Origin of the sequence: Streptomyces sp. AM 2-1-1 (assembly GCF_029167645.1) — a bacterium.
Classification (GTDB): domain Bacteria; phylum Actinomycetota; class Actinomycetes; order Streptomycetales; family Streptomycetaceae; genus Streptomyces.
On record NZ_CP119147.1, the window covers coordinates 767504 to 791867 of the forward strand.

General features: G+C 70.2%; 25 protein-coding genes. 10 read left to right on the forward strand and 15 right to left on the reverse strand.

Annotation, left to right across the window (positions count from 1 at the left end; all coding sequences use genetic code 11):
- Positions 1 to 3 precede the first annotated feature (3 nt).
- The 11 genes from PZB77_RS03230 to PZB77_RS03280 are packed head-to-tail and all read right to left on the reverse strand — an operon-like array spanning position 4 to position 10788.
- Positions 4 to 648, reverse strand: a complete 645-nt coding sequence (locus PZB77_RS03230; protein WP_275490987.1) for a hypothetical protein — start codon at positions 646 to 648, stop codon at positions 4 to 6.
- On the reverse strand, positions 645 to 1166 hold the full coding sequence (locus PZB77_RS03235) for a hypothetical protein (RefSeq protein ID WP_275490988.1): 522 nt from the start codon (positions 1164 to 1166) through the stop codon (positions 645 to 647). Before PZB77_RS03235 ends, PZB77_RS03230 begins: the two co-directional genes overlap by 4 nt.
- Positions 1163 to 2416, reverse strand: a complete 1254-nt coding sequence (locus tag PZB77_RS03240) for an MlaD family protein (RefSeq protein WP_275490989.1) — start codon at positions 2414 to 2416, stop codon at positions 1163 to 1165. The genes PZB77_RS03235 and PZB77_RS03240 overlap by 4 nt, the downstream gene beginning before the upstream one ends.
- The gene (locus PZB77_RS03245) at positions 2413 to 3579 is read right to left on the reverse strand and encodes an MCE family protein (RefSeq protein ID WP_275490990.1); all 1167 of its coding nucleotides are present in this window, start codon (positions 3577 to 3579) and stop codon (positions 2413 to 2415) included. The genes PZB77_RS03240 and PZB77_RS03245 overlap by 4 nt, the downstream gene beginning before the upstream one ends.
- Positions 3576 to 4778 carry an MCE family protein gene (locus PZB77_RS03250; RefSeq protein WP_275490991.1) on the reverse strand — a complete coding sequence of 401 codons (1203 nt, stop codon included), beginning with the start codon at positions 4776 to 4778 and terminating at the stop codon, positions 3576 to 3578. The genes PZB77_RS03245 and PZB77_RS03250 overlap by 4 nt, the downstream gene beginning before the upstream one ends.
- A gap of 2 nt (positions 4779 to 4780) precedes the next feature.
- On the reverse strand, positions 4781 to 5800 hold the full coding sequence (locus tag PZB77_RS03255) for an MCE family protein (RefSeq protein WP_275490992.1): 1020 nt from the start codon (positions 5798 to 5800) through the stop codon (positions 4781 to 4783).
- Positions 5797 to 6828 (reverse strand): MCE family protein, encoded by a 1032-nt coding sequence (locus PZB77_RS03260; protein WP_275490993.1) that lies wholly within the window; start codon positions 6826 to 6828, stop codon positions 5797 to 5799. The genes PZB77_RS03255 and PZB77_RS03260 overlap by 4 nt, the downstream gene beginning before the upstream one ends.
- Complete coding sequence (locus PZB77_RS03265) at positions 6825 to 8135, reverse strand: MCE family protein (RefSeq protein ID WP_275490994.1); 1311 nt, start codon at positions 8133 to 8135, stop codon at positions 6825 to 6827. The genes PZB77_RS03260 and PZB77_RS03265 overlap by 4 nt, the downstream gene beginning before the upstream one ends.
- Positions 8135 to 8938 (reverse strand): ABC transporter permease, encoded by an 804-nt coding sequence (locus PZB77_RS03270; protein ID WP_275490995.1) that lies wholly within the window; start codon positions 8936 to 8938, stop codon positions 8135 to 8137. Before PZB77_RS03270 ends, PZB77_RS03265 begins: the two co-directional genes overlap by 1 nt.
- Before the next feature lie 3 nt (positions 8939 to 8941).
- Positions 8942 to 9802, reverse strand: a complete 861-nt coding sequence (locus tag PZB77_RS03275; RefSeq protein ID WP_275490996.1) for an ABC transporter permease — start codon at positions 9800 to 9802, stop codon at positions 8942 to 8944.
- Positions 9799 to 10788 (reverse strand): ATP-binding cassette domain-containing protein, encoded by a 990-nt coding sequence (locus PZB77_RS03280; protein WP_275490997.1) that lies wholly within the window; start codon positions 10786 to 10788, stop codon positions 9799 to 9801. The genes PZB77_RS03275 and PZB77_RS03280 overlap by 4 nt, the downstream gene beginning before the upstream one ends.
- A 940-nt stretch (positions 10789 to 11728) precedes the next feature.
- Here PZB77_RS03280 and PZB77_RS03285 point away from each other — a divergent pair.
- Positions 11729 to 12661, forward strand: coding sequence for a hypothetical protein (locus PZB77_RS03285; RefSeq protein ID WP_275490998.1), 933 nt, complete (start codon positions 11729 to 11731; stop codon positions 12659 to 12661).
- 456 nt (positions 12662 to 13117) lie between these two features.
- Here the strand turns inward: PZB77_RS03285 and PZB77_RS03290 are convergent, their stop codons facing one another.
- From PZB77_RS03290 to PZB77_RS03300, 3 genes are all read right to left on the reverse strand, one after another.
- The gene (locus PZB77_RS03290; protein WP_275490999.1) at positions 13118 to 13303 is read right to left on the reverse strand and encodes a hypothetical protein; all 186 of its coding nucleotides are present in this window, start codon (positions 13301 to 13303) and stop codon (positions 13118 to 13120) included.
- A 31-nt stretch (positions 13304 to 13334) separates the two neighbouring features.
- The gene (locus PZB77_RS03295; protein WP_275491000.1) at positions 13335 to 14861 is read right to left on the reverse strand and encodes a DUF6801 domain-containing protein; all 1527 of its coding nucleotides are present in this window, start codon (positions 14859 to 14861) and stop codon (positions 13335 to 13337) included.
- 149 nt (positions 14862 to 15010) lie between these two features.
- Positions 15011 to 15586: a hypothetical protein gene (locus PZB77_RS03300; protein WP_275491001.1), complete on the reverse strand. Its 576-nt coding sequence runs from the start codon at positions 15584 to 15586 to the stop codon at positions 15011 to 15013.
- A gap of 811 nt (positions 15587 to 16397) precedes the next feature.
- On the opposite strand from PZB77_RS03300, the gene PZB77_RS03305 reads away from it, so the two are divergent.
- The 7 genes from PZB77_RS03305 to PZB77_RS03335 all read left to right on the forward strand — a co-directional run bounded on the left by PZB77_RS03305 (position 16398) and on the right by PZB77_RS03335 (position 21008).
- Positions 16398 to 17618 carry a helix-turn-helix domain-containing protein gene (locus PZB77_RS03305; RefSeq protein ID WP_275491002.1) on the forward strand — a complete coding sequence of 407 codons (1221 nt, stop codon included), beginning with the start codon at positions 16398 to 16400 and terminating at the stop codon, positions 17616 to 17618.
- A gap of 196 nt (positions 17619 to 17814) precedes the next feature.
- A complete protein-coding gene (locus PZB77_RS03310; RefSeq protein WP_275491003.1) occupies positions 17815 to 18087 on the forward strand; it encodes a hypothetical protein in 273 nt (90 codons plus the stop codon).
- Positions 18088 to 18241: 154 nt separating this feature from the next.
- Positions 18242 to 18715: an SCP2 sterol-binding domain-containing protein gene (locus PZB77_RS03315; RefSeq protein ID WP_275491004.1), complete on the forward strand. Its 474-nt coding sequence runs from the start codon at positions 18242 to 18244 to the stop codon at positions 18713 to 18715.
- A 4-nt stretch (positions 18716 to 18719) separates the two neighbouring features.
- Positions 18720 to 19946 carry an acyl-CoA dehydrogenase family protein gene (locus PZB77_RS03320; RefSeq protein WP_275491005.1) on the forward strand — a complete coding sequence of 409 codons (1227 nt, stop codon included), beginning with the start codon at positions 18720 to 18722 and terminating at the stop codon, positions 19944 to 19946.
- Between the two features lie 160 nt (positions 19947 to 20106).
- A complete protein-coding gene (locus PZB77_RS03325) occupies positions 20107 to 20286 on the forward strand; it encodes a hypothetical protein (RefSeq protein ID WP_275496291.1) in 180 nt (59 codons plus the stop codon).
- Between the two features lie 189 nt (positions 20287 to 20475).
- Positions 20476 to 20694: a hypothetical protein gene (locus PZB77_RS03330; RefSeq protein WP_275491006.1), complete on the forward strand. Its 219-nt coding sequence runs from the start codon at positions 20476 to 20478 to the stop codon at positions 20692 to 20694.
- Positions 20691 to 21008, forward strand: a complete 318-nt coding sequence (locus PZB77_RS03335) for a DUF6221 family protein (RefSeq protein ID WP_275491007.1) — start codon at positions 20691 to 20693, stop codon at positions 21006 to 21008. Before PZB77_RS03330 ends, PZB77_RS03335 begins: the two co-directional genes overlap by 4 nt.
- Before the next feature lie 98 nt (positions 21009 to 21106).
- On the opposite strand, the gene PZB77_RS03340 is transcribed toward PZB77_RS03335, so the two are convergent.
- Positions 21107 to 21313, reverse strand: coding sequence for a hypothetical protein (locus PZB77_RS03340; RefSeq protein ID WP_275491008.1), 207 nt, complete (start codon positions 21311 to 21313; stop codon positions 21107 to 21109).
- 53 nt (positions 21314 to 21366) lie between these two features.
- Here PZB77_RS03340 and PZB77_RS03345 point away from each other — a divergent pair, with 53 nt between their 5' ends.
- Together PZB77_RS03345 and PZB77_RS03350 are read left to right on the forward strand one after the other, a co-directional pair.
- The gene (locus tag PZB77_RS03345) at positions 21367 to 22203 is read left to right on the forward strand and encodes a hypothetical protein (RefSeq protein WP_275491009.1); all 837 of its coding nucleotides are present in this window, start codon (positions 21367 to 21369) and stop codon (positions 22201 to 22203) included.
- A 55-nt stretch (positions 22204 to 22258) separates the two neighbouring features.
- Complete coding sequence (locus tag PZB77_RS03350) at positions 22259 to 24352, forward strand: MDR family MFS transporter (RefSeq protein WP_275491010.1); 2094 nt, start codon at positions 22259 to 22261, stop codon at positions 24350 to 24352.
- The last annotated feature ends 12 nt before the right edge of the window (positions 24353 to 24364 follow it).

Here is a 24364-nt window from a genome sequence, read left to right on the forward strand (position 1 = left end):
CCGTCACCTGGAGGTGATGTCGACGATCTGCCAGACGCCGTGCTGTTGACGTGCCGTGACGGAGAGCTGCGCGGCCGCCGTGGTGGCGGTCTTCCCCTCGCGCTCGTACACCTGGTCCAGGAAGACCAGCAGGTGCGCGCTGTCGCCGGTGAGCCGGGTGACCCCGGCGCGTACGACGTGCGTGGTGAGCGTCAGTTCCTGGTCGGCCGCCTGCTTCTCGACCTGGCCGAAGAGCGCCGCGTACTGCTGGAGCGCCCGGGCCGCCAGCAGACGTCGGGCGGCGGTCTTGGTCGCGGCGGTGGTGCCCGGCGCGTACGAGAAGACCGTGGCGAGCGCGCTGCTGACGTCACCGGTGACCCGGTCGGTGGCGGCGGTGTCGGTCAGCGCCCGGTTGGCCGTCGCGGGGGTGTCCCGCATCTGCTGCCCGCGCACGAACATCGCGGTCCCGGCGGCGATCAGCGCAACCGCCAGGACACCCGCCGCGAGACCCCGCCACCTCCGCGAGCGGGTCGCCCGCTTCTCGGGGCCGGACGCCTCCGGGCCGGACGCCTCCGCGGGGCGTTCCTCCACCTCCTGTGCGCCACCGCTCACGTGCTCCGCCTCTCCGTCGTCGCGCGTGGTCGCCGCGCCCGCCCGTGCCGCGTTCATGTGGCGGCTCCGACCGGGATCGCGGTGAGCGCCCTGACCTTCCAGCCGTCGTCCGTACGCTCCAGGACGGCCTCGAACCGCTTGCGTTCGGTGCCGGCCGCACCGGTGCGCGGGGTGACCCTCACCTCGACGGTGGCGATCAGCTCCGCCGTACCGCCGCGTTCGTCCAGGGCGGTGAGCGCCGCGTCCGTGACCGTGCCGCGGGCGCTGGTGCCGGCCGTCCTGAAGGAGGCGGCGTCCTCGGTGCGGGTGCTCTTCAGCTGGTCGTGGAGCGGGCCGGCGGTGGCCCGCAGCCAGCCGTCGAGCCCGGCGTCGATCCGTGCGGCGTCGGTGCCGTCCATGCTGTTCAGCCGGGCCAGTTGGCTCCGGCCCGCGGCGAGGGCGGCGTCCCGGCTCTTCGCGTACGCGAGGGAGTCGTCACCCCGGGCGGCGGCGTACGACCAGCCGCCCAGCGCGCAGACGAGTACGGCGGCGAGCAGGGCCGCCCAGCCGGTGAGGGTCTTCGCCCGCGCGCTCACTCCCCGCCCTCCAGACCCAGCAGGCCGGCCATGGTGGCGGACGGGCCCGCGACGGGTTCGGAAGCCAGTGCTCCGGGGAGGACCGTGTCCGTCGTCGAGCCCGTCAGGGTGGTGCCGGGCTTCACCGGATCGGGGACCGCGCCGCCCTTCGGGGCGTTGGCCGAGCCGCGGACGTTGATACCGGTGCCGGGGGAAGCGGTGCAGCGCGCACCGGTGTTGACCGCCGGGCCGGCAGAGGTGTCGAGGCCGTTGCGGTAGACCGTTTCACCGTATCCGGCCGTGCAGGGCAGCGGTTCGAAGAAGGTGACGGCCATGCCGAACCGGGCGCCGTCCTCGTCGATCACGCTCGCTCCGGCGGCGGCCACGGCGGGCAGCTTCACCAGCAGTTCCTCGATGCCGCGCTGGCGGGTGACGGCGACTTCGGAGGTGGTGAGGAGGTTGGCGACCACCACGCCGAAGCCCGGGTCCAGATCGCGCATGAGCGCGCTGAGCTGGGTCGCGGCGCCGGGGGTGGCGGCGATCAGCCGGCGCAGGTCGCTGTCGGACCCCCTCAGCTCGGCGGCCAGGTCCTTCGCCCCGTCCGCGAATCCTCTGAGCGCCTCGCCCTGTTCGGCCTGGGTGCGCAGCACCGTCTCGCCGTCCCGCATCAGCTTGATGTTGGCGGGGAGGGCCTTGTCGGCGGCGTCGACGAACTCGCTGCCGGTGTCCAGCAGGACCTGGAGGTCGTCGCCCCGGCCGGCCAGGGCGGTGCCGAACTCGTCGACCACGGTACGCAGCGATTCGAGGTCCACCGAGGACGCCAGGTCGTTGACGCTGACGAGTACGTCGGTGGGCGGCGCGGGGATGGTGGTGTCGGCCTGGTCGACGACCGAGCCGTTGCCGAGGAACGGGCCGGTGGAGCGGGTGGGGCGCAGGTCGATGTACTGCTCGCCGACCGCGGAGAGGTTGGCGACGACGGCGGTGAGGCTGTCGGGGATGGGCGGGGAGTCGTTCTCGATGCGCAGTTCGGCTTCGACGCCCTCGTCGGTCAGTTCGATGGGGCCGACCCGGCCCACGGACACGCCCCGGTAGGTGACGTTGGAGTGGGTGAACAGCCCACCTGTCTGCGGCAGTTGCACGGTGACGGTGTAGTAGTCGCGCAGCCCGACGTAGTGCCCGAGGTCGGCGTAGCGGACGCCGAGGAAGCCGAGGACCAGCACCGAGATCACGAGGAAGGCGATGTTCTTGAGGCGGATGGCCGTGGTGATCATCGGTTGCTCCCGGTGCTCGACGTGGTCACCGCGGGGAGCGGGAGGGGCAGGGAGGCGAGGGACGCCGTCTCTGCCGCCGGGTCGGCCGGGGTGGGCGGGGCGGTCTGCGCGTCGGGGTCGTACGGCGGGATGATCCGGGTGCCGGGGGCGGCCGTCATGTCCAGGTAGACGTTGAGGTAGTCGCCCTTCACCCCGCGCAGGACCTCGTCGGTGAACGGGTAGGTGGCGAGCACCTGGAGGGAGTCGGGCAGGGCGTCGCCGGAGTCGGCGAGCGCCTGGAGGGTGGGCGCGAGGGCCTTGAGGTCGGCGATCATGTCGGCCTTGCTCTTGTTGATCGTGTCGACGGCGACGGTGGACAGGGTGTCGAGCGAGCGCAGCATGGTCATCAGCTGACCGCGCTGCTCCTCCAGCACCTTGAGGCCGGGGCTGAGTCCGGTGAGGACGGTGCCGACGTCCTGCTTGCGGGTGGCGAGGGTGGTGGCCAGCCGGTTGACGCCGTCGAGGGCCTGGGTGATGTCCTCCTTGTGGTCGTCGAGGTCGGTGACGAGGGTGTCGACCCGCTGGAGCATCGACCGGATCTCCGGCTGCTGTCCGGTGAGTGCCTTGTTCAGCTCGGTGGTGATGGTCTTGAGCTGGCTGACTCCGCCACCGTTGAGCAGCAGGGAGAGCGCGCCCAGGACCTCTTCGACCTCAGGGTTGCGGTTGGTGCGGACGAGCGGGATGCGGTCGCCGTTCGCGAGGGCACCCTCGGCCTTGCCGTCGGTGGGCGGGGAGAGCTGGACGAACTTCTCGCCGAGGAGGCTGGACTGTTCGAGGTGGGCGAAGGCGTTGGCGGGGAGGTCGACGTTGCCGTTGATCCGCATGGTGACCTTCGCGGTCCAGCCGCCGCGGCCGACGGCGATGTCGGTCACCCGGCCCACCGCGACGTCGTTGACCTTGACGGAGGACTGCGGGGCGAGGCTGAGTACGTCGGCGAACTCGGCGGTGATCTCGTACGGATGGTCACCGAGGTCGGCGCCGCCGGGCAGCGGAAGCTGCTCGATCCCGCTGAAGGACGGTGCGTCGACCTGGGTGACGACGAGCACCAGGGCGACGCCCACCGCGGCCACCGCGGCCGTGCCGGCGATCACCTTGCTTCTGGGTCCGTGCGCGGCCCTGCTCATCGGCCGGCCTCCTTCTCTTCGGTACCGGACGCGTCGGTACCGGCGGCCGCCTTCCCGGGGGTGCCGTAGACGGTGCCGACGGCGGGCAGCGGCAGGACGGGGAGTTCCTTCCGGCGGGCGTCGTCCACCGCGGCGAGGCCGCCGGGGGCGCTCGTTCCGCCGCTGCCGGATGCCGTGCTGCCGGACGCGGTGCTGCCGGTGACCGTGCCGCCGGTCGCCGGGACGTCCGGGAAGTAGCCGCCCATGCTCAGCTCGTTGAGGTTGGCCCGTCCGTCCAGGGTCCGGTGGGCCGGGTCGTACGCGTTGACGAGGTTGCCGGCGGTGTTGGGCAGGGTGTCGAGCGATTCGGCGAGCGAGGCCCGCTGGTCGACGAGGATCTGGGTGAGCGGGACGAGGGCGTCGACATTGGCCTTGAGCGACTCGCGGTTGTCCTCGATGAAGGTCTTCACCTGGCCGAGGGCGGTGCCGAGTTCGGTCAGTGCGGCGCTGAGGTTCTCCTTGTCCTCGGCGAGGAAGCCGGTGACGGAGCTCAGCTGCTGTTCGGCGGAGCGGACCTCGCCGTCGTTCTCCTTGAGCATGGTGGTGAAGGACTGGAGGTAGGAGAGGGTGTCGAAGAGGTCCGTGCTGCTCTTGTCCAGGGTCTTCGTCGCCTTGCCGAACTCCTCGATCGAGTCGCCGATGGCCTTGCCGTTGCCGTCGAGGTTCTTGGCGCCGGTGTCCAGCAGCCGGGCGAGCGCCCCGTCGGCGTTGGCGCCGTCCGGACCGAGGGCGGTGGAGAGTTCGGTGATGGACGCGTAGAGCTGGTCGACCTCGACGGGGGCTGCGTTGCCCTCGGCGGGGAGCACCGCGCCGTCGGCGAGCGTCTGGCCGCCGGTGTAGGCGGGTGCGAGCTGGATGTACCGGTCGGCGACGAGACTGGGGGCGACGAGTACGGCGTGTGCTCCTTCGGGGACCTTGACGTCCTTGTCGACGCGCAGGGTGACCCGGACCTCCTTGCCGCGGGGTTCGACGGAGGTGACGCTGCCCACCTTGACGCCGAGGATGCGCAGGTCGGAGCCGGCGTAGACGCCGGTGACCCGGTCGAAGTACGCGGTGACCGTGGTGGTGCCCTCCTCGTCGAGGGCCGTCACTCCGGAGGTGACTGCGACGGCCACGACCGCGATTCCCGCGCCGATGCCGATGACGCGCGTGAGTCTCATCTTCAGCTGCCCCCTTCCTGTTTGGGCGGCATGCATCCGGTCGTCGGAGCGGCGCCGGCCGGCAGGTAATTCTTGGGCACGACGCCGCAGACGTAGTTGTCGAACCAGCGGCCGTTGCCGAGGGTGTTGCCGACGAGCCGGTTGTAGTCGCCGGCCATGGAGAGCACCTTGTCGAGGCTGTCCTCGTTCTTCACCAGGACGGCGGTGACCCGGCCGAGCGCGTCCAGGGTGGGTTTCAGTTGCTTCTCGTTGTCCTGGACGACGCCGGTGAGCTGGATGCCGAGGTCCTTGGTGCCGGTGAGCAGCAGGTGGATGGAGTCCCGGCGGGACTGGATCTCGCCCAGCAGGAGGTTGCCGTCCTTCAGCAGCGTCTCGAAGGAGCTCTCCTTGGTGGAGAGCGTCCGGGTGAGCTGCTTGCTCGCCCCCAGCAGGGTGGCGAGTTCCGCGTCGCGCGCGGAGACCGTGCGGGAGAGGGCGGAGAGCCCGTCGGCCGCGCTGCGGACGTGCGCCGGGGAGTCCTTGAAGGTGTCGGAGATGGCGTCGAAGCTCGCGGCGAGCTGGTCGGTGTCGATCTCGTCGATCGTCTCGCCGAGCCCGTTGAACGCCTGGGTGACGTCGTACGGGGAGGTGGTGCGGTCCGCCCCGATGCGGCGGGACGGGTCCTGTGACGCGTTGCCCAGCGGGTCGACGGCGAGGTACTTGTCCCCGAGCAGGGTCTTGACGGCGATGCCGACGGTGCTGGAGTCACCGATCCAGGCGTCCTTGACCCGGAAGGAGACCTTGACCTTGGCGCCGTCGAGCGCCACGCCGGTGACCTCGCCGACCTTGACGCCGGCGATGCGGACCTCGTCGCCGTCGGAGAGCCCGGCGGACTCGGAGAAGTCGGCGGTGTAGGTCGTACCGCCGCCGACGAGGGGCAGTGCGTCGGCGTGGAACGCGGCGAACCCGACGAGACCGAGGACGGCCAGTCCGGCGACCGAGACGGCGACGGGGTTGCGTTCCCTGATGGGGGTGATGTTCACGCCTGGCACCTCGGTTCGGTGATCGCGATGCCGGTGGGCGGGGTGCTGCCGTCGCTGGTGGTGACGCCGGAGACCCTGGCCTCGCAGAGGTAGAGGTTCATCCACGATCCGTACGAGGTGAGGCGGGAGATCGCCTCCATCTTGGCCGGGGTCTTCGCGAGGAAGTTCTCGATCTCCGGTGTGGCGTCCGCCAGTTGGCCGGAGAGCCGGCCGACCTGCTCGATGCTGTCCTTGAGGGGCTCGCGGCCGTCGTCGAAGAGGTCGGCGGTGACCGTGGTGAGCGCACCCATCGCGGTGACGGCCTCGCCGAGCGGTTCGCGGTCTCCGGCGAATCCGGTGACCAACTGCTGCAGCGTGTCGACCAGTTCGGTGAACCCGGCCTCGCGGTCGTTGACCGTCTTCAGCACCTCGTTGAGGTTCTTGATCACCTCGCCGATGACCTTGTCCTTGGCGGCGACCGTGGTGGTGAGCGAGCCGACGTGGCTGAGGATGCTGTCGACCGTGCCGCCCTCGCCCTGGAGCACCTGGACGATGGAGCCGGCCAGTTCGTTCACGTCGGGCGGCGAGAGCCCTTCGAAGAGCGGCTGGAAGCCGTTGAAGAGCTGGGTCAGGTCGAGCGCGGGGGTGGTGCGGGCGAGCGGGATGGTCTCGCCGGCCGTGAAGCTCCGGCCTACGGGCCCGGCGCCCTGGTCGAGATCGATGTAGCGCTGGCCGACCATGTTGAGGTACTTGATGGACGCGGTGACCGAGGCGGGGAGCGTGCGCCCCCTGCGGACGGCGAAGCGGACTTCGGCGACCCGGCGGTCGGCGAGGCCGATGGACTCGACCTGGCCGACCTTGACCCCGGCGATGCGGACGCTGTCGCCGACGACGAGGCCGGTGGCGTCGGTGAACCGTGCCTTGTACGACGTGGTGTCGCCCACCCCGGTGTTGGCGATGGAGAGGGCGAGCACGGTGGTCGCCAGGGTCGTCACCAGGACGAAGACGATCGATTTCGTGAGGGGTCCCGTGAGGGAGCGGCGCTTCACTTGAGCTTCACCTCCGCACCGCGGAAGGCCGGACCGATGAGCACGCTGCTCCAGTCGGGCAGGTCCTGCGGCTGGACTTTCAGTGTGGGAGCGACGAGTTCGTTGACGAGCGCGCTCTCCTCGGGGGAGTTCGCGACGCCGAGGGAGCGTTCGCCCGCGGTGGTGGTGTCCGGGGAACCGGTGCCCGCCGTACTGTCCGCGGCCGCGGCCGGGCCACTGCCGGACGCCGCCCGGTCCGCGGCGGTGGGCGCGGTGGCTCCGAGGTACGGCACCGAGTAGCAGTGCGGGCCACCGGTGGCGGTGTAGCGCGGGGTGTCGCGGCCCGCGACGTACTTGCCCTTCGACGGGACGGTCTTGAGGGTGACGTGCAGGCCGGGCTGGTCGGTGCCCTTGCCGAGCGCCTTGTCCATGGCGGGCACCATGCCGGCCATGGTGCGCAGGGTGCAGGGGTACTCGTCCGCGTACCGGGCGAGGAGTTCGAGGGTGGGGCGGCCGGACGCGGAGAGCCTGATGAGGTTGTCCTTGTTCTTCCGCAGGAACGCGGTGACGTCCTGGCCGGTCGCGGTCGCCGTCCCGTACACGTCGGCGAGCTCGGCCTCCTGGTCGGCGAGGGTGGAGCTGGTGGTGGTGAAGTCGGTGAGCGCGTCGACGATGTCCGGCGACGCGTCCGCGTAGAGCGAGCTGACCTTCACCAGCTGCTGGATGTCCCGGTTGAGCGTCGGGAGCTGGGGGTTGAGCTTCTTCAGGTGGGCGTCGAGGGTGACGAGGGTGTCGCCGAGCTTCTCGCCGCGTCCTTCAAGGGCCTGGGAGACGGCCGAGAGGGTGGCGGAGAGCTTCTCGGGCTTCACCGCGGTCAGCAGCGGCAGGACGTTGTCGAGTACCTGCTCCAGCTCGATGGCGTTGCTGGAGCGGTCCTGCGGGATGACCGCCCCGGCCCGCAGCGCGTCGCCGGAGGGCGCCCGCGACGGTACGAGGGCGACGAACCGCTCACCGAAGAGCGTGGTGGGGAGCATCTGGGCGGTGACGTCGGCGGGGACCTGGTGGAGCTTGTCCCGGTCGATGGCGAGGGTGAGCCGCGCTCCCTCGCCGTCCGCCGTGATGGAGCGGACCTGGCCGACGACGACGCCGCGCAGCTTCACGTCGGCGTTGTCGTGCATCTCGTTGCCGACCGAACCGGTGCGTACGGTCACGGTGGCGTCGTCCTGGAAGTCCTTCTCGTACACCGAGACCGAGACCCACACCAGGACGGCGGGAACCAGCAGGAAGGTCACCCCGGCGGCTCTGCGGCGTACCGTCTGCGCGTTCATCAGCCGGCCACCTTCACGGTCGTCGTGGCGCCCCAGATGGCGAGCGAGAGGAAGAAGTCGGTGACGCTGATCAGCACGATCGCGTTGCGCACCGAGCGGCCCACCGCGATGCCGACCCCGGCGGGTCCGCCTTCGGCGCGGAAGCCGTAGTAGCAGTGCGCGAGGATCACCAGCACGCTGAAGATCAGCACCTTGAGGACGGAGAGCAGCACGTCGTCCGGGGAGAGGAAGAGGTTGAAGTAGTGGTCGTAGGTGCCCTCGGACTGGCCGTTGAAGAGGACGGTGATGTACCGGGAGGCCACGTACGAGGAGAGCAGACCGATCGCGTAGAGCGGGATGATGGCGACGACGCCCGCGATGATCCGGGTGGTGACGAGGTAGGGCATCGAGCGCACCCCCATCGCCTCCAGGGCGTCGACCTCCTCGTTGATCCGCATGGCGCCGAGCTGCGCGGTGAAACCGGCGCCGACGGTCGCGGAGAGCGCGAGTCCGGCCACCAGGGGCGCGATCTCGCGGGTGTTGAAGTAGGCGGAGATGAAGCCGGTGAAGGCGGAGGTGCCGATCTGGTTGAGAGCGGCGTACCCCTGGAGGCCGACGACGGTCCCGGTGAAGAGCGTCATGGCGATCATCACGCCGATGGTGCCGCCGATGACGCCGAGGCCGCCGCTGCCGAAGGCCACTTCCGCCAGGAGGCGCTGGACCTCCTTGGTGTAGCGGCGCAGCGTGCGCGGGATCCAGATCAGCGCACGTACGTAGAAGGTGAGTTGATCGCCGGAGCGGTCGAGCCAGCTGAGCATGGACATCGGTCAGCCCCCCTTCGCGGGGACGATCTGGAGGTAGACCGCCGTGAGGACCATGTTCACGAAGAACAGCAGCATGAAGGTGATGACGACGGACTGGTTGACCGCGTCGCCGACGCCCTTCGGTCCGCCGCGCGGGTTGAGGCCCCGGTAGGCGGCGACGACACCGGCGAGGAAGCCGAAGATGAGGGCCTTGAACTCGCTGATCCAGAGGTCGGGGAGCTGGGCGAGCGCGGAGAAACTGGCGAGGTAGGCGCCGGGGGTGCCGTCCTGCATGATCACGTTGAAGAAGTAGCCGCCGAGGGTGCCGACGACCGAGACCAGGCCGTTGAGCAGCAGGGCGACGAACATGGTCGCGAGCACGCGCGGGACGACGAGGCGCTGGACGGGCGAGACGCCCATGACCTCCATCGCGTCGAGCTCCTCGCGGATCTTGCGGGAGCCGAGATCGGCGCAGATCGCGGACCCGCCGGCGCCCGCGATGAGCAGCGCGACGATGAGCGGGCTGGCCTGCTGGATGACGGCGAGGACGCTGGCGCCGCCGGTGAAGGACTGGGCGCCCAGCTGCTGGGTGAGCGAGCCGACCTGGAGGGCGATGACCGCGCCGAACGGGATGGAGACGAGGGCGGCGGGCAGGATGGTGACGCTCGCGATGAACCAGAACTGCTCGATGAACTCCCGGGCCTGGAAGGGGCGCCGGAAGGTCGCCCGGGTCACCGCCAGGCCGAGGGCGAAGAGCTTCCCGGTCTCCCGCAGCGGGGCGAGCAGCCGCGAGGGCTGCCTCGGCACGGGTGCGGAACCCGCGGGCGCGGGCGGCGGCGATTTCTGGGGCGGCTCGGCCGGCCGCACCGGTATCTCGGCGGTCACGGGCGCGCACCGCCGGTGGTCGCGGTGTGACTGCGCAGGATGGCGTGCTGGGCGGCGACCGGCAACTGGTGCATCATCGCGGCGACCCGCTCGCGGCGGCGCAGCGCGCCCTGACGTACGGGCATCCCGGGCGAGGGTTCGAGCTGCGGGACCACACCGCGGGGCCCTTGGTCGGCGTGATCGCCGTAGCCGTCGGACGCTTCGGCGGCGAGCAGGGCCGCGTCCTTCTCCTCGGACATGCCGATGGGTCCGTGCCGGCGTCCGGCGAGGAACTGGGAGACCACCGGCAGCTCGCTGGTGAGCAGGACCTCGCGCGGGCCGAAAGTGACGAGGTTGCGGGAGAAGAGCATTCCCATGTTGTCCGGGACGGTGGCCGCGATGTCGAGGTTGTGCGTCACGATCAGCATCGTCGCGTCGATCTGCGCGTTGAGGTCGATCAGCAGCTGCGACAGGTAGGCGGTGCGCACCGGGTCGAGGCCGGAGTCCGGCTCGTCGCAGAGGATGATCTGCGGGTCGAGGACCAGGGCGCGCGCGAGGCCGGCCCGCTTGCGCATGCCGCCCGAGATCTCCCCGGGCAGCTTGCCCTCGGCGCCGAGGAGCCCGACGACATCGATGCGCTCCATGACGATGCGACGGATCTCGGACTCCGACTTGCGCGTGTGCTCGCGCAGGGGGAACGCGATGTTGTCGAAGAGGGACATCGAGCCGAAGAGGGCGCCGTCCTGGAACATGAGCCCGAAGAGTTTGCGGGTCTCGTAGATGTCCCGCTCGGGGCTGTTCACCATGTCGACACCGTTGATGAGGACGCGTCCCCGCTCGGGCTTGAGAAGCCCGATGATGGATTTCAGGAACACGGTCTTCCCGGTGCCGGACGGCCCGAGCATGACGCTGACCTCACCGGCGGGAAGCGTGAGTGACACGTCCTGCCAGATGTTCTGTTTGCCGAAAGACTTGGTAAGGCCTTCGACAACGACTTCGATTCCCATCCCACCTCCTGCATGCACTCACGAAGTGACAGAAATGCGCCGCGGGGCGCACGTTAAGTTCACCAGCACCGCCAGGACAAGCCCTCGAACGGCCAAGGGGCCAAAGATCGGCACACTTGTCATCGAGTGACAACTTCCGGCGACTGACTTGTTCCTTGTTGCGTACTCACCACGGTCGGTGCAGGCGGGAGGCTCTGACCCGGGTGGGGCCGGAGCCGTGGATGCTCCCGGGGGCGGAGTCCGGGCCGCAGGGGGTGGCGGGACGGCGGGCTCTCGGGACGGAAGTCCGGTGCGACGAACCGCCCCGGTTTTCCGATCCCGCACGTGAAGGCGGAGACCCGGGCTACCCGCCGGGTGCTCACGGGGCGAGGCTACGGGCGAGTAACCTGGCAGGCAATACACGCTGTCCAAGTTTTCCCGGCCAAACCTGAGGCCCTTGATTTCTGCGCAGAAACTGAGCAGAACTGCCCTCGGGATTGTTCACCGGTGACAATTTCTCCCGCTCGCCGAGCCGTGCCCGACGGCATCCGCGCACGTCACACCCGGACCGCGCGGTTCATGCCGGCCGACCGGCACACACAAACGGAGACCCCGACTCCGCATTTCCCCGGAGAAGCCCTCCACTCACCATCTGACAAGAATGGCCGAATAAGCACTCACCTGGGAACGAGAACCGGGCCGCCTTCGAGGATTGTCAAACGCCGCCATTGTGCACCGGTGTGACCCGCCAGTAACGTCACGGCTCGGTGATAAGAGCGGAGCCACTCGGGAGCAGAACCAACCGATTCAGCGCTCATTTCACCGTCGCCATTCTCGTCGCCGCCGGAGCCGCTTCCCTCGGCGGACGCAACGCCCGTTCTCGGCGCCCGTTCCGGGGCGCTTTCCGAGCAAGTCCGCGCATGCCGCCGCCCGTACGGCGGCTGCCGTCAAAGGGGATGACATGAGAGCCACTTCGAACCGGACGCGCATGGGACTGCTGGCCGGACTCACCGCCCTGGGCGCCGTCGCGTCCATGGGGTCCGCCACGGCCGCCACGAGCCTCAACGGCAACTGGGCGTCCTTCACCCGCTGCCCGGTCGACGCGCCCGCCATGCTGGCCGCCGACGGCGCCACGGACACCGCCATCTGTGTCTCCTCGCACTCCGCGAGCGGCACCATCAAGCTCGGCAACACCGTGGTGCCGTTCGGCGCGAGCGATCTCCAGCTCGGCGTGGTGACCCACCCCAACAACACCTCCACGGCGGTCTCCCCGGCCGGCGGCGCGCTGGTCGCCGCCCCCGCCGACATCCCCGGAGGTCTCCTCGGGCTGATGTGCCCCAGCGACATCTTCGTGATCACCGGCATCTGCAACAGCCTCGCCGACGTCAACCTCAACCGGGTGACCGCCACCATCGAGTCCGTCAACAACCCCTCGAACTTCCAGCTCCTGGCCGGCCTCGGCACCACCACGCCGATCATCACCCTGCCGGTCCGCATCCACCTGACCAACCCGCTGCTCGGCGACAACTGCTACATCGGCAGCTCGTCCGCCCCGATCCTGCTGCGTCCGAAGAACGCGACCCTGCCCACGATCGGCTCCTACCAGTTCAACGGGGACGGCTCCGACAACCCCGAGGGCGTGCTGGGCCGCATCCAGCTCGCGGGCGCCACGCAGTCGGACACCACCTTCGCCGCCCCCGGCGCCAACGGCTGCGGTCTCGGGCTGCTCAACTGGGCCGTCAACCTCAAGACGGGCCTGCCCGCCGCCTCCGGCACCAACAGCCTGACGCTGAACAACGCCCAGACGAACGTCGTCACCATCAACGACCCGGGCGCCGCCGCCCCGAACGCCGGCAAGGAGCTCTCCCGGTACTGGCACTCCGCCGTGAAGTAGGGGCGTTCGTCCGGTTCGGGGCACCGGGTCACGCGAGCCCGGCCCGACCGGATGGAAGGTCCCCGGGTCCTTCGCCCGGATCGGGCCGGGCCCGGTCCGATCCGGTCCGGGCAGCCCCGACCCTCCCCGCACGGCTGCGCACGACAGTGGGGCCACCCTCGCACCGAGGGTGGCCCCACTGTCGTACGTGTCCTCCGTGCAGCCGATTCCCGTCATGCGGAGGGCCGGCCACCTCACGGAGACGCCGCCTCCGTGGGGCCGGCCGGCCACCGCCCCGGTCGCAGTGACCGGCCCGGCCGGGCACCCGACGTGAGGGTGAAGGTGAAGGTGGGGCGGCGGGATCACAGCCACCGATCGCCACGGTGTTCACCGTGGCGATCACGCTCCCCGAGGCAATCGGGACGAGGGAACCGGCCACGTCGGTCGTGGAGCAGTACAGCGCCCTCCGGGGCCGGCTCAGGATCCGGCCGGAGTGGCCCGCGAAGGCGCCACCCGCCGGTCATCACGTAGGCGGACCGGCTCGTCGCCGACGCCGACGCCGATGCCGATGCCGATGCCGATGCCGATGGCGATGGCGATGGCGATGGCGATGGCGATGGCGCCGTCAGCGTGACCCGCCGCGGACAGCGCGGCCACGAGCATGCCGGTGGGGATCTCCCCAGGTCCGTCCTGGTCAGTCGACCGCGGGAGCGGGGCTGCCCGGCAGGGCGGGGATCCTCGGAGGGCAGTTCCTGACCTCCAAGTCCGCGTCCGGGACGCACATGTTGGCCTGGTTCATCGCGATGGTGTTTCCCGGCCCGGATATCGACGCGGTGAACAACGCGTCCAGGTCCTCACCGCCGGTTCCGCACCCGGAGAAAGCGGGGATGTCCAGCGTGCCGTTGAGCGGTCCGCCGTCCAAGACGTTCAGGTAGGGGTTCCCGTTCTCGAAGTCACCGCGGAGCACCACCTTGTAGGGGTGCGCGGTGCGGCAGTCGGGACCCACGTCGAGCGGCACGCCGTTCACCTTCACGTCGTACAGCCGCATGGACTGCTGGAAACTGGCCACCGCGAACGGGGCGACATGCAGGAAGTCCGGGGCCACCTGGCCGGTCGAGACGGTGAGGAGCCCGCTTTCGAACGCCACCTTGGCGGAGACGGGCTGGAACCCGAACGCCAGGAACGTCGATTCGGCGTCGGGCAGCTCGAGACGGGCGATCGAGCCGTATTGCACGTACAGGCCTCCTTCCATCGTCGGAAGACGCAGGAGTACGCGCTTGTTGGCGTTGGCGGTGATCATGGCGGGCTTCTTCGCCGGGTCGTTGATGATCACGGAGCCGTTGAGCTTCTTGATACTGGCGAGCCCCACCGCGTATCCGCAGACCTTCTGGCCGGCCGCAGCGAGTACCAGCGGGGGCGCACCCGGAGGAGGAGGCACGGCCTCGCTGGAGTCCATCTCCCCCACGGGCACGTCCTCGGTGCAGGACGTGTCGGCCGGCGGCTGCGCCGGCGGCTCCTCCCCGGGGTCACCCGGGTCCTCCCCGCCGCCCTCCCCGGGGTCGGTCTCCCCTCCCGGGTCCGGTGTCTCCGTGCCGGTGTCCTGCACCGGGACCGTCGCGAGAACTCCCGCATCCCCCTCGGAACGGCCGCAGTTCAGGGTCACCGGATCGGCGGGCGTCTCCTCGCCCCCGACAGCCGGGGTGCTCAGTTCCAGGGTCAGGCCGCCCGCGATCAGGGTGACGTCCCCGCCCGCGCCGACAGTGACCGAGGGAACCTCGCCGGTGTGCGCGAGCCGTACCTTTCCGCTCTCGTCACCGGCGAGGTTCGTGGCGGGGGCGACGAACTGCGCCCACTGCGCCTGAGCCGACTCGCCGTTCTGCGTCACGTCCACGTCGAGCGCCGCGGTGCTGACGACCTCGGTGGCTCCTTCCGGCAGCAGCGGAGCGAGATCGGTGGCCTGGAAGTCTGCTGCCATGCGCACGTCCAGGGGTGACATCGGCACGTCCACCTCACCGGTGGCCGGAAACGTCCCCCGTACCTCCAACGGCACCTGCACCCGGCCGGAAGGCAGATCGCAGTCGTACGTCACCACGACACTGGCGTCCACGTCGTCGGCCGCCGACCCCGGACCGCTCAGCAGTCCGGCGATGGTGGCGACGGCCGCGACGGATGCCAGACGTACGGATCGCCGCGAGGCGCTCGCCGATGTCTTCTCGCTCATCCTGGTCCTGTCTTTTGCTGGGTTGGTGAAGTGCAGCCCGCCCCGCGCCCGTCGGACACCGCCCGGCGACCGCAGAACGCACGATCCGGGCCGACGGTGGCAGGGTCGCTGCTCACCGTCGGCCCGGAGGCTCATGTGCCGGGGAGGTACTAGGAGATCACGGGGTGGGTGTTCACCAGGTAGTTGCCGGTGAAGGCGGCCGCGTCGTTGACGTTGATGAGGCCGAGGCAGTTCGCGGCCGTGGCCTTGAGCGTGCCGGTGCCGTTCAGGCCGAGCACCCACGTGGTGTTGTTGTAGGTGCCGTTGACGGTGCCCGCGAAGGTCGCGGTGCAGCCGGTGCCCGTGATCTTCGCCGAGACGTTGCTGACGTTGCCCGTCACGATGTTGCCGCTCTTGGACAGGGCGTTGATGTTCCACGGCGAGACGTTCATCGTCACGGTGAAGGGCAGCCCAGCCAGGTTGCAGCCGGTGAAGGTGATCGTGGTGATGGTGCCGACCGTGTTGGTGGCGCTCGACGCGAGGTTGCCCTTCGCGGTGCTGGACGTGCAGTAGAGCGCGGCGAGCGGGACGCTCAGCGTCGGGCCGGAAGCCGTCGCGGTGTAGGCGCCGGACGGGGTGACCGTCCACGGTGCCTGGACACCGGCCGAAGCGGAGGAGACGGTCATGCCGAGGGCGGCGCCGCCGGCGGCGAGGACGACGGCGGCTCTACGTGCAAGGGTGTTCACGATGGTTTCCCTTCGGGGGAGAGTATCCCGATCCGGACATACTCGTCTCAGGAAAGAGGCGGTAATCCGGGGGGACAAGGGTGGGTGTGAAGTGGCGGCCCGCCCTGACGGACCGCTCGACCGCTTGCGTTCGACGATGACGCTACGGGCGGGTAACGTTCCTCCGCAACAGCCCTGCTGAAGAAATTCCGGAAGAGTGTTTTTCGGCCGGTCTTTTATTTGACGGGTGAGCAAGCGGACGCGGGACGCCACCCCGTTCTTGTCGAGAAGTGAGCAAACGTGCGTCCCGCAGGATCGTGTCACCAGCCTCCGACCGCTCCCCTCGCACCCTCATTGCTCACAACATCGCATGTCAGCACTGCGATGCGCGGAAGAGCGCGAGTCCGGCCCGATGACGTCGCGGCGCCCGGCCGACGATCGATGAACGATGATTGATCGTACGGGAGCGTACAGCGGCCCGAATTCCACGCGACTCGGTTAATGCTGTTGATTGGTCCCGGACCGCTGCCATTGCGGGAACGTCGCGAGAAATGACGAGCCGGGGTTATTTCACGCGCGCGTGACGTCGATTCCCAGCCGACTTCGACTCCCCACCCGTCCGGGAAGAGGACCGGCCGATTCCGGGACGCCAGTGGCTCAAAATCGCCACCGGCATAGTCACCCCGCGCACTTCCTGCCGTCGCACCGGTGTCCACGCGCTCGGACGTGCTCTATGTTCAAGATTCCAATGGGTACGCACCTGGCGGCATGTGGGAGCGCTCTCCCCCTGCTCGCCGCCGTCGGGGCACGGGAGAGCAAGGGGAAAGGGAACATGCCGGCAGTCTCGCAGCCCTCGGACCTCGGGGAACCTCTGGGACCACTGCCCCAGGAGTTCGCCGCGATCGTCCGTCCTGAACTCCCCAGCCTCATCAAGGAGATAGGCCTGGAGGTCACCCGCGCCTATCCGGAGTACGCCCGGCTCTTCGACAGCCCGCACGGTGAAGGCATCCGGGTAGGCATGGAACAGAGCATCTCCGTCTTCGTCGAACAGGTCGCTCGGCCCTCCGTGCCCACCCCGCTGAGGGACGAGATGTGCCGGCGGTTCGGCCGGTTCGAGGCGTACGAGGGCCGGGGCCTCGACCAGCTCCAGGGGGCCTACCGGCTCGGCGCCCGGATCGCGTTACGGCGGGCGAAGAAGGTGGGGCGGCGCTACAACCTCTCCCCCACCATGATGCTGACCTTCGCCGACGCACTCTTCACCTATGTCGACGAGCTCGAGTCCCTCTCCCGCGAGGGGTACCTGGAGGTACGGGCCGCCACCGACGACCACGCCGAGACGCTGCGCCGCCGGTTGCTGCACCTGATCCTCACGGGCCGGCCGGCACCGCGCAGCGCGATCGCCGAACTCTGCGAGCAGACCGGCTGGATCCTGCCGGAGCAGGTGACGCTGGTCGCGTTGCGCCCCTCACCCGACCTGGGGCGGCTCGCGCTCGACCGTGACGTGCTGGCGGACCTGACGGACTCCCAGCCCCACATGCTCATCCCGGGTCCCATCGACGACGCGCGAAGACGCATGCTCGACCACGCGCTCCTGGGCGCACACGCGGCGGTCGGTCTCACCGTCCCGCCGTCCCACGCCCCGGACTCGATCCGCTGGGCCCGCAGGCTCCTCGAACTGGTGGACACCGGCGTGATCGACGACGCCCCGCTCGTCCTGGCCGAGGACCACCTCATCACGTTGTGGCTGCTCTCCGACACGGCTCTGCTGGACCAGCTCTCCGAGCGTGAGCTGGCCCCGGTCGCCGCCCTCAGTCCCACCCGCAGGGAGCGGCTGATCGAGACCCTGCGGATCTGGCTGGACACCCGCGGCACCGCGGCCCACATGGGCGAACTGCTCGACGTCCACCCGCAGACGGTCCGCTACCGCATGCGCAGCCTGGAGTCCTTGTTCGGCGAGCAACTGGTGGACCCGGAGAGCCGGTTCTCCACCGAGGCAGTGCTCCGCGCGATGCGCCTGCGCTCCCGGGGCGGGGACGGCACCACCCGAAGATGACAACCACACAGCGCGCGACCAGTCAACTTACCCCCGAGTAAGGGGAAATACCCGGTCAGTCCCAAACGGTTGCGGCAACAAGACGTATCCGATGAGAAACCCGGACCCGTGTGCCGTACACAAGGAGACGCGGGAAGCCCTTCGGGGCGACCACGACCGTAGCGCCTCCTGGCCGACCAACCGAGAGGGAACCCCCATGCCCGCCTCACATCTCCTCGTGCCCGTGCCGATCCCCGACCGGGTCGCGGCGCTGATCGGCGCCTGTCTCCCGGCGCACGTGCTGCAGGCCGAGTTCGACGCCGACTGTGCCGCACGCGAGGTCCGCAGGTTCCACGGGCCCTCCCTGGGTGTCGAGGACCAGGCCGACCGGGAACAGGCGCTCTCCGATCTCGCGCGCGCCAACAAGGTGCTCGCCGCCCACCATCCGGGACTGACGGTCCATCCGGCGGTCGGCCCCCGGATCTCCTGATCCGCCGGTCCCCCGGCTTCCCGATCCGTCGGTTCTCCGCTCCGTCGGCTCCCGCCCCCCCGGTCCACTCCCTCACGCTCCGGCCGCTTGCGCAGCCGCCGACGACGGCCTTACCTTACTCAAAAGTAAGTTGACTTCGGAGTAAGGAACTGGCGTGGCCGACCACTTCAGCGGCGACCTCACCGAGGAGCTGGCACGACTCGACTTCTCGGCCGTCTCTCCCGAGGAGTTCGCCCGGATCGTCAAGGGCCTCTCCGTCAAGCAGCTCGACGAGGTGATGCACGGCGAACTCCGCGCCCGGATCCTGGGTGCGGTCTTCGACCGGATGCGACAGCAGTTCCGGCCGGACGCGGCGGGCGGGGTCACGGCCCTGATCCGCTGGAAGATCACCGGCGAACCCGAGGAGGTCTACGAGACCTCCCTCGCCGACGGCACCTGCACGGTGCGGCACGGACGTTCGGCGGCCGAACCCCGCACCACCCTGGTGATGGCCGACGCCGACTTCCTCAAACTGGTCTCCGGCAACGGCAATCCCATCACCATGTTCATGATGCGCAAGCTCAAGATCGCCGGTGACGTCGGTCTGGCGGCGGGCCTCACCCGTTACTTCGACATCCCGAAGGCGTGATCCGGTGAGCTTCTTCTCCCTCGCCCTGACCGAGGACCAGCGCGACCTGCGCGACTGGGTGCACGGCTTCGCCGCCGACGTGGTGCGCCCGGCGGCGGCCGAGTGGGACGCCCGGGAGGAAACGCCCTGGCCCGTCATCCGGGAGGCGGCCCGGATCGGGCTGTACGGATTCGAGTCACTGGCCGACATGTACGGCGACCCGACCGGCCTCTCCCTCCAGATCGCCAACGAGGAGCTGTTCTGGGGCGACGCGGGCATAGGCATGGCGCTCTTCGGCACCTCGCTCGCGGTCGCCGGGATCTTCGCCTCCGGCACCCCCGACCAGCTCGCCGAGTGGGTCCCGCAGTGCTACGGCGACGAGGACGACCCCAAGGTGGCCGCGTTCTGCGTCTCCGAACCCCAGGCCGGCTCCGACGTCTCGGCGATGCGGACCCGGGCGCGGTACGACGGGGCCAAGGACGAGTGGGTGCTCTCCGGCCAGAAGGCCTGGATCACCAACGGCGGCATCGCGGAGATCCACGTCGTCGTCGCCTCGGTCGAACCGGAGCTCGGTGCCCGGGGCCAGGCCGCCTTCATCGTGCCGCCGGGCACCCCGGGCCTGGAGGCGGGCCGCACGGTCAAGAAGCTCGGCCTGCGCGCCTCGCACACCGCCGACCTCTTCCTGGACGACGTGCGCGTGCCCGGCCACTGCCTGCTCGGCGGAAAGGAGAAGCTGGACGCCCGCCTCGCCCGTGCCCGCGAGGGCCGTACGGCGAAGGGGCAGGCGAAGGGCCAGGCGGCGATGGCGACCTTCGAGGTCAGCCGCCCGACCGTCGGCGCACAGGCGCTCGGCATCGCGCGCGCCGCGTACGAGTACGCCCTGGAGTACGCGGGGCAGCGGGAGGCGTTCGGCCGCAGAATCGTGGAGAACCAGTCGATCGCGTTCGCCCTCGCCGACATCCGTACCGAGATCGAGGCGGTACGGCTGCTGATCTGGCAGGCCGCGTGGATGGCCCGCAACGACCGCACCTTCGACGCCGGACAGGGCTCCATGTCGAAGCTGCGCGCGGGCGAACTCGCGGTCGCCGCGACGGAGAAGGCCGTACAGATCCTGGGCGGGGCGGGGTACAGCCGGGAGCACCCGGTGGAGCGGATGTACCGCGACGCCAAGATCTACACCATCTTCGAGGGCACCAGCGAGATCCAGCGGCTGGTCATCGCCCGCGCGATCACGGGGCTGCACATCCGCTGACCGGGACGACCGCGGGCCTCGTCCCCGCCCGGGCGGGCCGGCCCGGGCTCCGCACGCACGGGCTCCCTCTCCCCCACGGTCGCCGAGGTCGCGTACGCCTGCTCGAAACCCTGCGCCGACCCTCTGGGAGCCCGCCGGTGGTGGCCCGTACTCTGGGGGCATGCCCCCGAAACCGCCCGATGCTGCCGCCGCGCGCCCGTTGCCCGTGGTGAACGCGGACATTCGCGCGCTGATGCGGGCGCACAGGGGCCGGTTGTCGGTGGAGGGGCGCCGGGAGTACGAGCGGCTGCTCGCCGAGTGGGCGGCCGCGGTGCGGGGGGACGGCGCCGAGGCGGCGTGATCGTTTCCGCACGCGGTTCCGGTGACCGTACGGGCTGGACGGCCGCGCGGCCCCGGAAGCGCGGTGTCTCACCCTGGCTCACGCGCAGCACCGCCCCACCGGGCGCTGTTCCGGCGGGGCGGTCGCAATCCCCTTGTTCGCGGGCCCCGTTGGCCCTGGGGGTTGGTGCGACCAGCCTACGAGGCGGGTATGACAACCGGCGGAGGCGACGTCGTCGTCGAGCCCCCGCCGAGGGTGGCGACCGCACATGGCACCATCAGGTCTATGAACGCGCCCGAGAAGAAGCAGCAGGCAGCACGGGAAAGGCCTGCTGAAACGGGCGCCTCCCACGTGACGGCCGAAGGTGAGCGGGAAGCCGCGCACGTCGCCGTCACCGGGAAGAAGGCGGCCGAGGGGAGCATCGCGTGACCGACGCCCTCGTCGCCTTCCTGCGAGCCCGGCTGACCGACGAGCTGGAGAAGGCGCGCTACGCGAGCAACGTGGTGGTCAGGGATCCCGCGCGCTTCGGCGTCAAGGCCGAGGACGCCGCCGCGCACGCCCGGTTCTCCGTCGCCACGGCCGAGGTCCGCCTCGCGCTGCTCGACGACACCGTCGTTCCGTACCTGGGGACCGCCGGGCCGGGCGGCCGGAACGCCGAGTACCAACTCCGGCTGCTCGCCGTCCCGTACATGGAGCACTCCGATTACCCGCACGACTCCGACCGGACCGGGAGTACCGGGTGACCGCTGACCGCGACCGCCGTCCCGCGAGGCCGTCGGACACCGGGGCGTGTGGTCGGGCGCGTCGTCGCATGTGAACCCTCGCGCCCCGTCCCGGAAAATCAGTGCGACGTCCTCGTACCGGGGACGAGGTGGCTGTTCGTCGCCTCGTGCCGGATCAGCGGGGCATGGTCCCGCGTCATCCGGTGAACCCCGTCGGGGTCGGTGGCGAAGGCGGGCGAGAGAATGTCCGGCAGCGGCGACGCGGACGACGCTTGCGACTCGTACGGGGCAGACGTACTGGATGCTCCTCGGTCGTGAACGGTCATCGCGTCCAGGCTATGGACCGACCACCCGCCCACGGCACCCCTGGGAACCACCGATGACCACCGCTTCCGGCCTCCGCCGCCCGTCCGTCCTCTTCGTCACCGATCTGGCGTACGAGGCCCGGGGCCGGCGCTACGGCGACGAGGACGTCTTCCTCACTTCGCGGCTCCGCTCCCGCTTCGACCTCGCGCTCTGCCATCCCCGGGACGCGGCGGCGCTGCTGGACCGCTTCGACGGGGTGGTGGTGCGCAACAGCGGGCCGGTGCTGCACCACCCCGAGGCGTACGACGCCTTCCGCCGGCGGGCGCGGGAGCTGCGGACACCGGTGTACAACGCGCTGGACGGCAGCGGTGACGCGGCGGGCAAGCAGTACCTGGTGGACATGGACCGGGCCGGGCTGCCGGTCATCCCGACCGTGGACCGGGCCGCCGATCTGGGGTTGCTGCCGGAGGCGGAGTCGTACGTGGTGAAGCCGAAGCGGGGCGCGGACTCCGAAGGGCTGCGTTTCGTCGCCCGGCCCACGCTGGACCCGGCCGACGACGGCACCCTGCTGGTGCAGCCCCGGATCGACTTCCGCCACGAGGTCTCCTTCTACTTCGTGGACCACGACTTCCAGTACGCGCTGTACGCCCCCGACCCCGCGCGCCGCTGGGTGCTGGAGCCGTGGGAGGCGAGCGCGGCGGACCTGGAGTTCGCCCGCACCTTCGTGGAGTGGAACACCCTCAGCCACGGCATCCAGCGGGTGGACGCCTGCCGGACGGCGGCGGGCGGGCTGCTCCTCGTCGAACTGGAGGACCTCAACCCGTACCTCTCGCTGGACCGGGTGTCCACGGAGGTGCGGGAGGCGTTCGTGGGCCGGATGGCCGACGCGGTGGCCGCCGTCCTCGGGTGACTCGTCCGGGTCCGTCCGGCATGCGGGTCAACGGTGCCGGTGTGAGGGTGCGAGGGTGACCACTGCCAGCAGCGAGACCGCTCCCGTGGCGCCGAGTGCCACCGCACCGCCCGTCCTCGATCCGCGCCGCCGCAACATCGTCTTCGGGACGATCGTGCTCGGGATCCTCCTCGCCGCCCTGGACCAGACGATCGTGGGCACGGCGCTGCCGACGATCGTCTCGGACCTCGGTGGCGCCGCCCACATGTCCTGGGTGGTCACCGCCTATCTGCTCGCGGAGACGGTCGCCACCGTGCTGGTCGGCAAGTTCGGCGACCTGTTCGGGCGGAAGATCGTCTTCCAGGTCTCGGCGATCGTCTTCATCACCGGCTCCTTCCTCTGCGGCCTGGCCTCCAACATGCTGCTGCTGATCATCTGGCGCGGGCTGCAGGGGATCGGCGCGGGCGGGCTGATGGTGACGTCGATGGCGCTGATCGCCGACGTGATCCCCCTGCGCGACCGCGGCAAGTACCAGGGTGCGATCGGTGCCGTGTTCGGTGTGGCGACCGTCATCGGCCCGTTGCTGGGCGGGCTGTTCACCGACCACCTGACCTGGCGCTGGGCGTTCTACGTCAACGTGCCGATCGCCATCGTGGTGGTCATCGCGGCGGCCCGGAACATTCCCTCCGTACGGGCCGCCGGCCGCCCGGTCATCGACTACCTGGGTATCGCCCTGGTGGCGATCGGCGCCAGCGCGCTGATCCTCGGGACGAGCTGGGGCGGCAACGAGTACGCGTGGGGCTCCCCCATGATCATCGGCCTCTTCGTCGGCGGTCTCATCGCGCTTGCCCTGTTCGTGCTGGTGGAGAGCCGGGCCGCGCAACCGATGCTGCCGATGCGGCTCTTCCACAATCCGGTCTTCACGGTCTGCGCGATCCTGAGCTTCATCGTCGGCTTCGCAATGCTCGGGGCCATGACCTTCCTTCCCACCTATCTCCAGTACGTGGACGCGAACTCGGCGACGATCTCCGGCGTGCGGACCTTGCCGATGGTCATCGGTCTGCTGATCGCCTCGGTCTTCAGCGGCAACACCGTCAGCAAGACGGGCCGGTACCGGATCTTCCCCATCGTGGGCTCGCTGGTGATGGCGGCCGGGCTGTATCTGATGTCCCTGATGGGTCCGGAGAGCGGGGTGTGGCTGGAATCCCTGTACATGTTCGTGCTCGGCGTCGGCATCGGTCTGTCGATGCAGGTCCTGACGATCGCCGTGCAGAACACGGTGGACTACTCGGACCTCGGCACCGCCACCTCGGGCGTGACGTTCTTCCGTACCCTCGGCAGCTCCTTCGGCACCGCGGTCTTCGGCACGATCTACGCCAACTCGCTGGAGCCGAACCTCCGGCAGGGCGTGGACGAGGCCGCGCGCGCGGGCGGTGATCCCGCGAAGGTGAGCGTGGCCGCGCAGAACCCCGTGAGCCTGCATGCCCTGCCCGACGCGCAGTCGGCCCCGCTCGTCCAGGCGTACGCGGACACCATCCACACGGTCTTCCTGTGGACCGTGCCGGTGGCGCTGATCGGCTTCGTGGTGGCGCTGTTCCTCAAGGAGGTCAAGCTGCGGGACTCGGCGCGGGCCGGGTCGACCGACATGGGCGAGGGCTTCGCCCGTCCGACCGCGGGGAACTCGGACCGGGTCCTGGAGTTCACGGTGGCCAAGATCCTCCAGGGTGCGGGCCCGGACACGGCCCGGCGGATCATCGCCGCCTCCGACACCCGGCTGGACATGGCGGGCGCCTGGGCCGTCATGCAGGTCGACCTCTTCACGCGGATGGTCGGCCACGCCGGCCTCGGGTTGATCGCGACCCGCCACCGGCTCCCCCCGGAGGTCCTGGTGCCGGTCTTCGACCGGATGATCGACGAGGGGTACCTGACCGGGGACGGGCGGCTCTTCCAGCACACGGCGGCAGGCCGGCGGGAAGCCGCGACGATCACCTCCGCCTGGGCCGACTGGCTCAACGACCGGCTGGAGGAGGACGGCGCCCGGCCGGACGACCGGCGGCTGCGGGCCGCGGTCGACGTCATCGCCAAGCAGCTGCTCGCGGAGGACCTGGCGGCGGAACTCTCCCCGGCGCCCCGGAGCCACGCCCCGACCCCGGTCGGCTCTTCGGTCTGAGCACGGGCCGCC

Excerpts from the sequence above, each read along its gene's own strand:
- PZB77_RS03290 (WP_275490999.1), bottom strand. The coding sequence starts at position 13,303 with ATGCTCGTGGCCGCGCTGTCCGCGGCGGGTCACGCTGACGGCGCCATC.
- PZB77_RS03240 (WP_275490989.1), bottom strand. The coding sequence starts at position 2,416 with ATGATCACCACGGCCATCCGCCTCAAGAACATCGCCTTCCTCGTGATC.
- PZB77_RS03285 (WP_275490998.1), top strand. The coding sequence starts at position 11,729 with ATGAGAGCCACTTCGAACCGGACGCGCATGGGACTGCTGGCCGGACTC.
- PZB77_RS03345 (WP_275491009.1), top strand. The coding sequence starts at position 21,367 with ATGACCACCGCTTCCGGCCTCCGCCGCCCGTCCGTCCTCTTCGTCACC.
- PZB77_RS03310 (WP_275491003.1), top strand. The coding sequence starts at position 17,815 with ATGCCCGCCTCACATCTCCTCGTGCCCGTGCCGATCCCCGACCGGGTC.
- PZB77_RS03280 (WP_275490997.1), bottom strand. The coding sequence starts at position 10,788 with ATGGGAATCGAAGTCGTTGTCGAAGGCCTTACCAAGTCTTTCGGCAAA.
- PZB77_RS03330 (WP_275491006.1), top strand. The coding sequence starts at position 20,476 with ATGACAACCGGCGGAGGCGACGTCGTCGTCGAGCCCCCGCCGAGGGTG.
- PZB77_RS03230 (WP_275490987.1), bottom strand. The coding sequence starts at position 648 with ATGAACGCGGCACGGGCGGGCGCGGCGACCACGCGCGACGACGGAGAG.
- PZB77_RS03295 (WP_275491000.1), bottom strand. The coding sequence starts at position 14,861 with ATGAGCGAGAAGACATCGGCGAGCGCCTCGCGGCGATCCGTACGTCTG.
- PZB77_RS03305 (WP_275491002.1), top strand. The coding sequence starts at position 16,398 with ATGCCGGCAGTCTCGCAGCCCTCGGACCTCGGGGAACCTCTGGGACCA.
- PZB77_RS03270 (WP_275490995.1), bottom strand. The coding sequence starts at position 8,938 with ATGTCCATGCTCAGCTGGCTCGACCGCTCCGGCGATCAACTCACCTTC.
- PZB77_RS03250 (WP_275490991.1), bottom strand. The coding sequence starts at position 4,778 with ATGAGACTCACGCGCGTCATCGGCATCGGCGCGGGAATCGCGGTCGTG.
- PZB77_RS03245 (WP_275490990.1), bottom strand. The coding sequence starts at position 3,579 with ATGAGCAGGGCCGCGCACGGACCCAGAAGCAAGGTGATCGCCGGCACG.
- PZB77_RS03340 (WP_275491008.1), bottom strand. The coding sequence starts at position 21,313 with ATGACCGTTCACGACCGAGGAGCATCCAGTACGTCTGCCCCGTACGAG.
- PZB77_RS03265 (WP_275490994.1), bottom strand. The coding sequence starts at position 8,135 with ATGAACGCGCAGACGGTACGCCGCAGAGCCGCCGGGGTGACCTTCCTG.
- PZB77_RS03325 (WP_275496291.1), top strand. The coding sequence starts at position 20,107 with ATGCCCCCGAAACCGCCCGATGCTGCCGCCGCGCGCCCGTTGCCCGTG.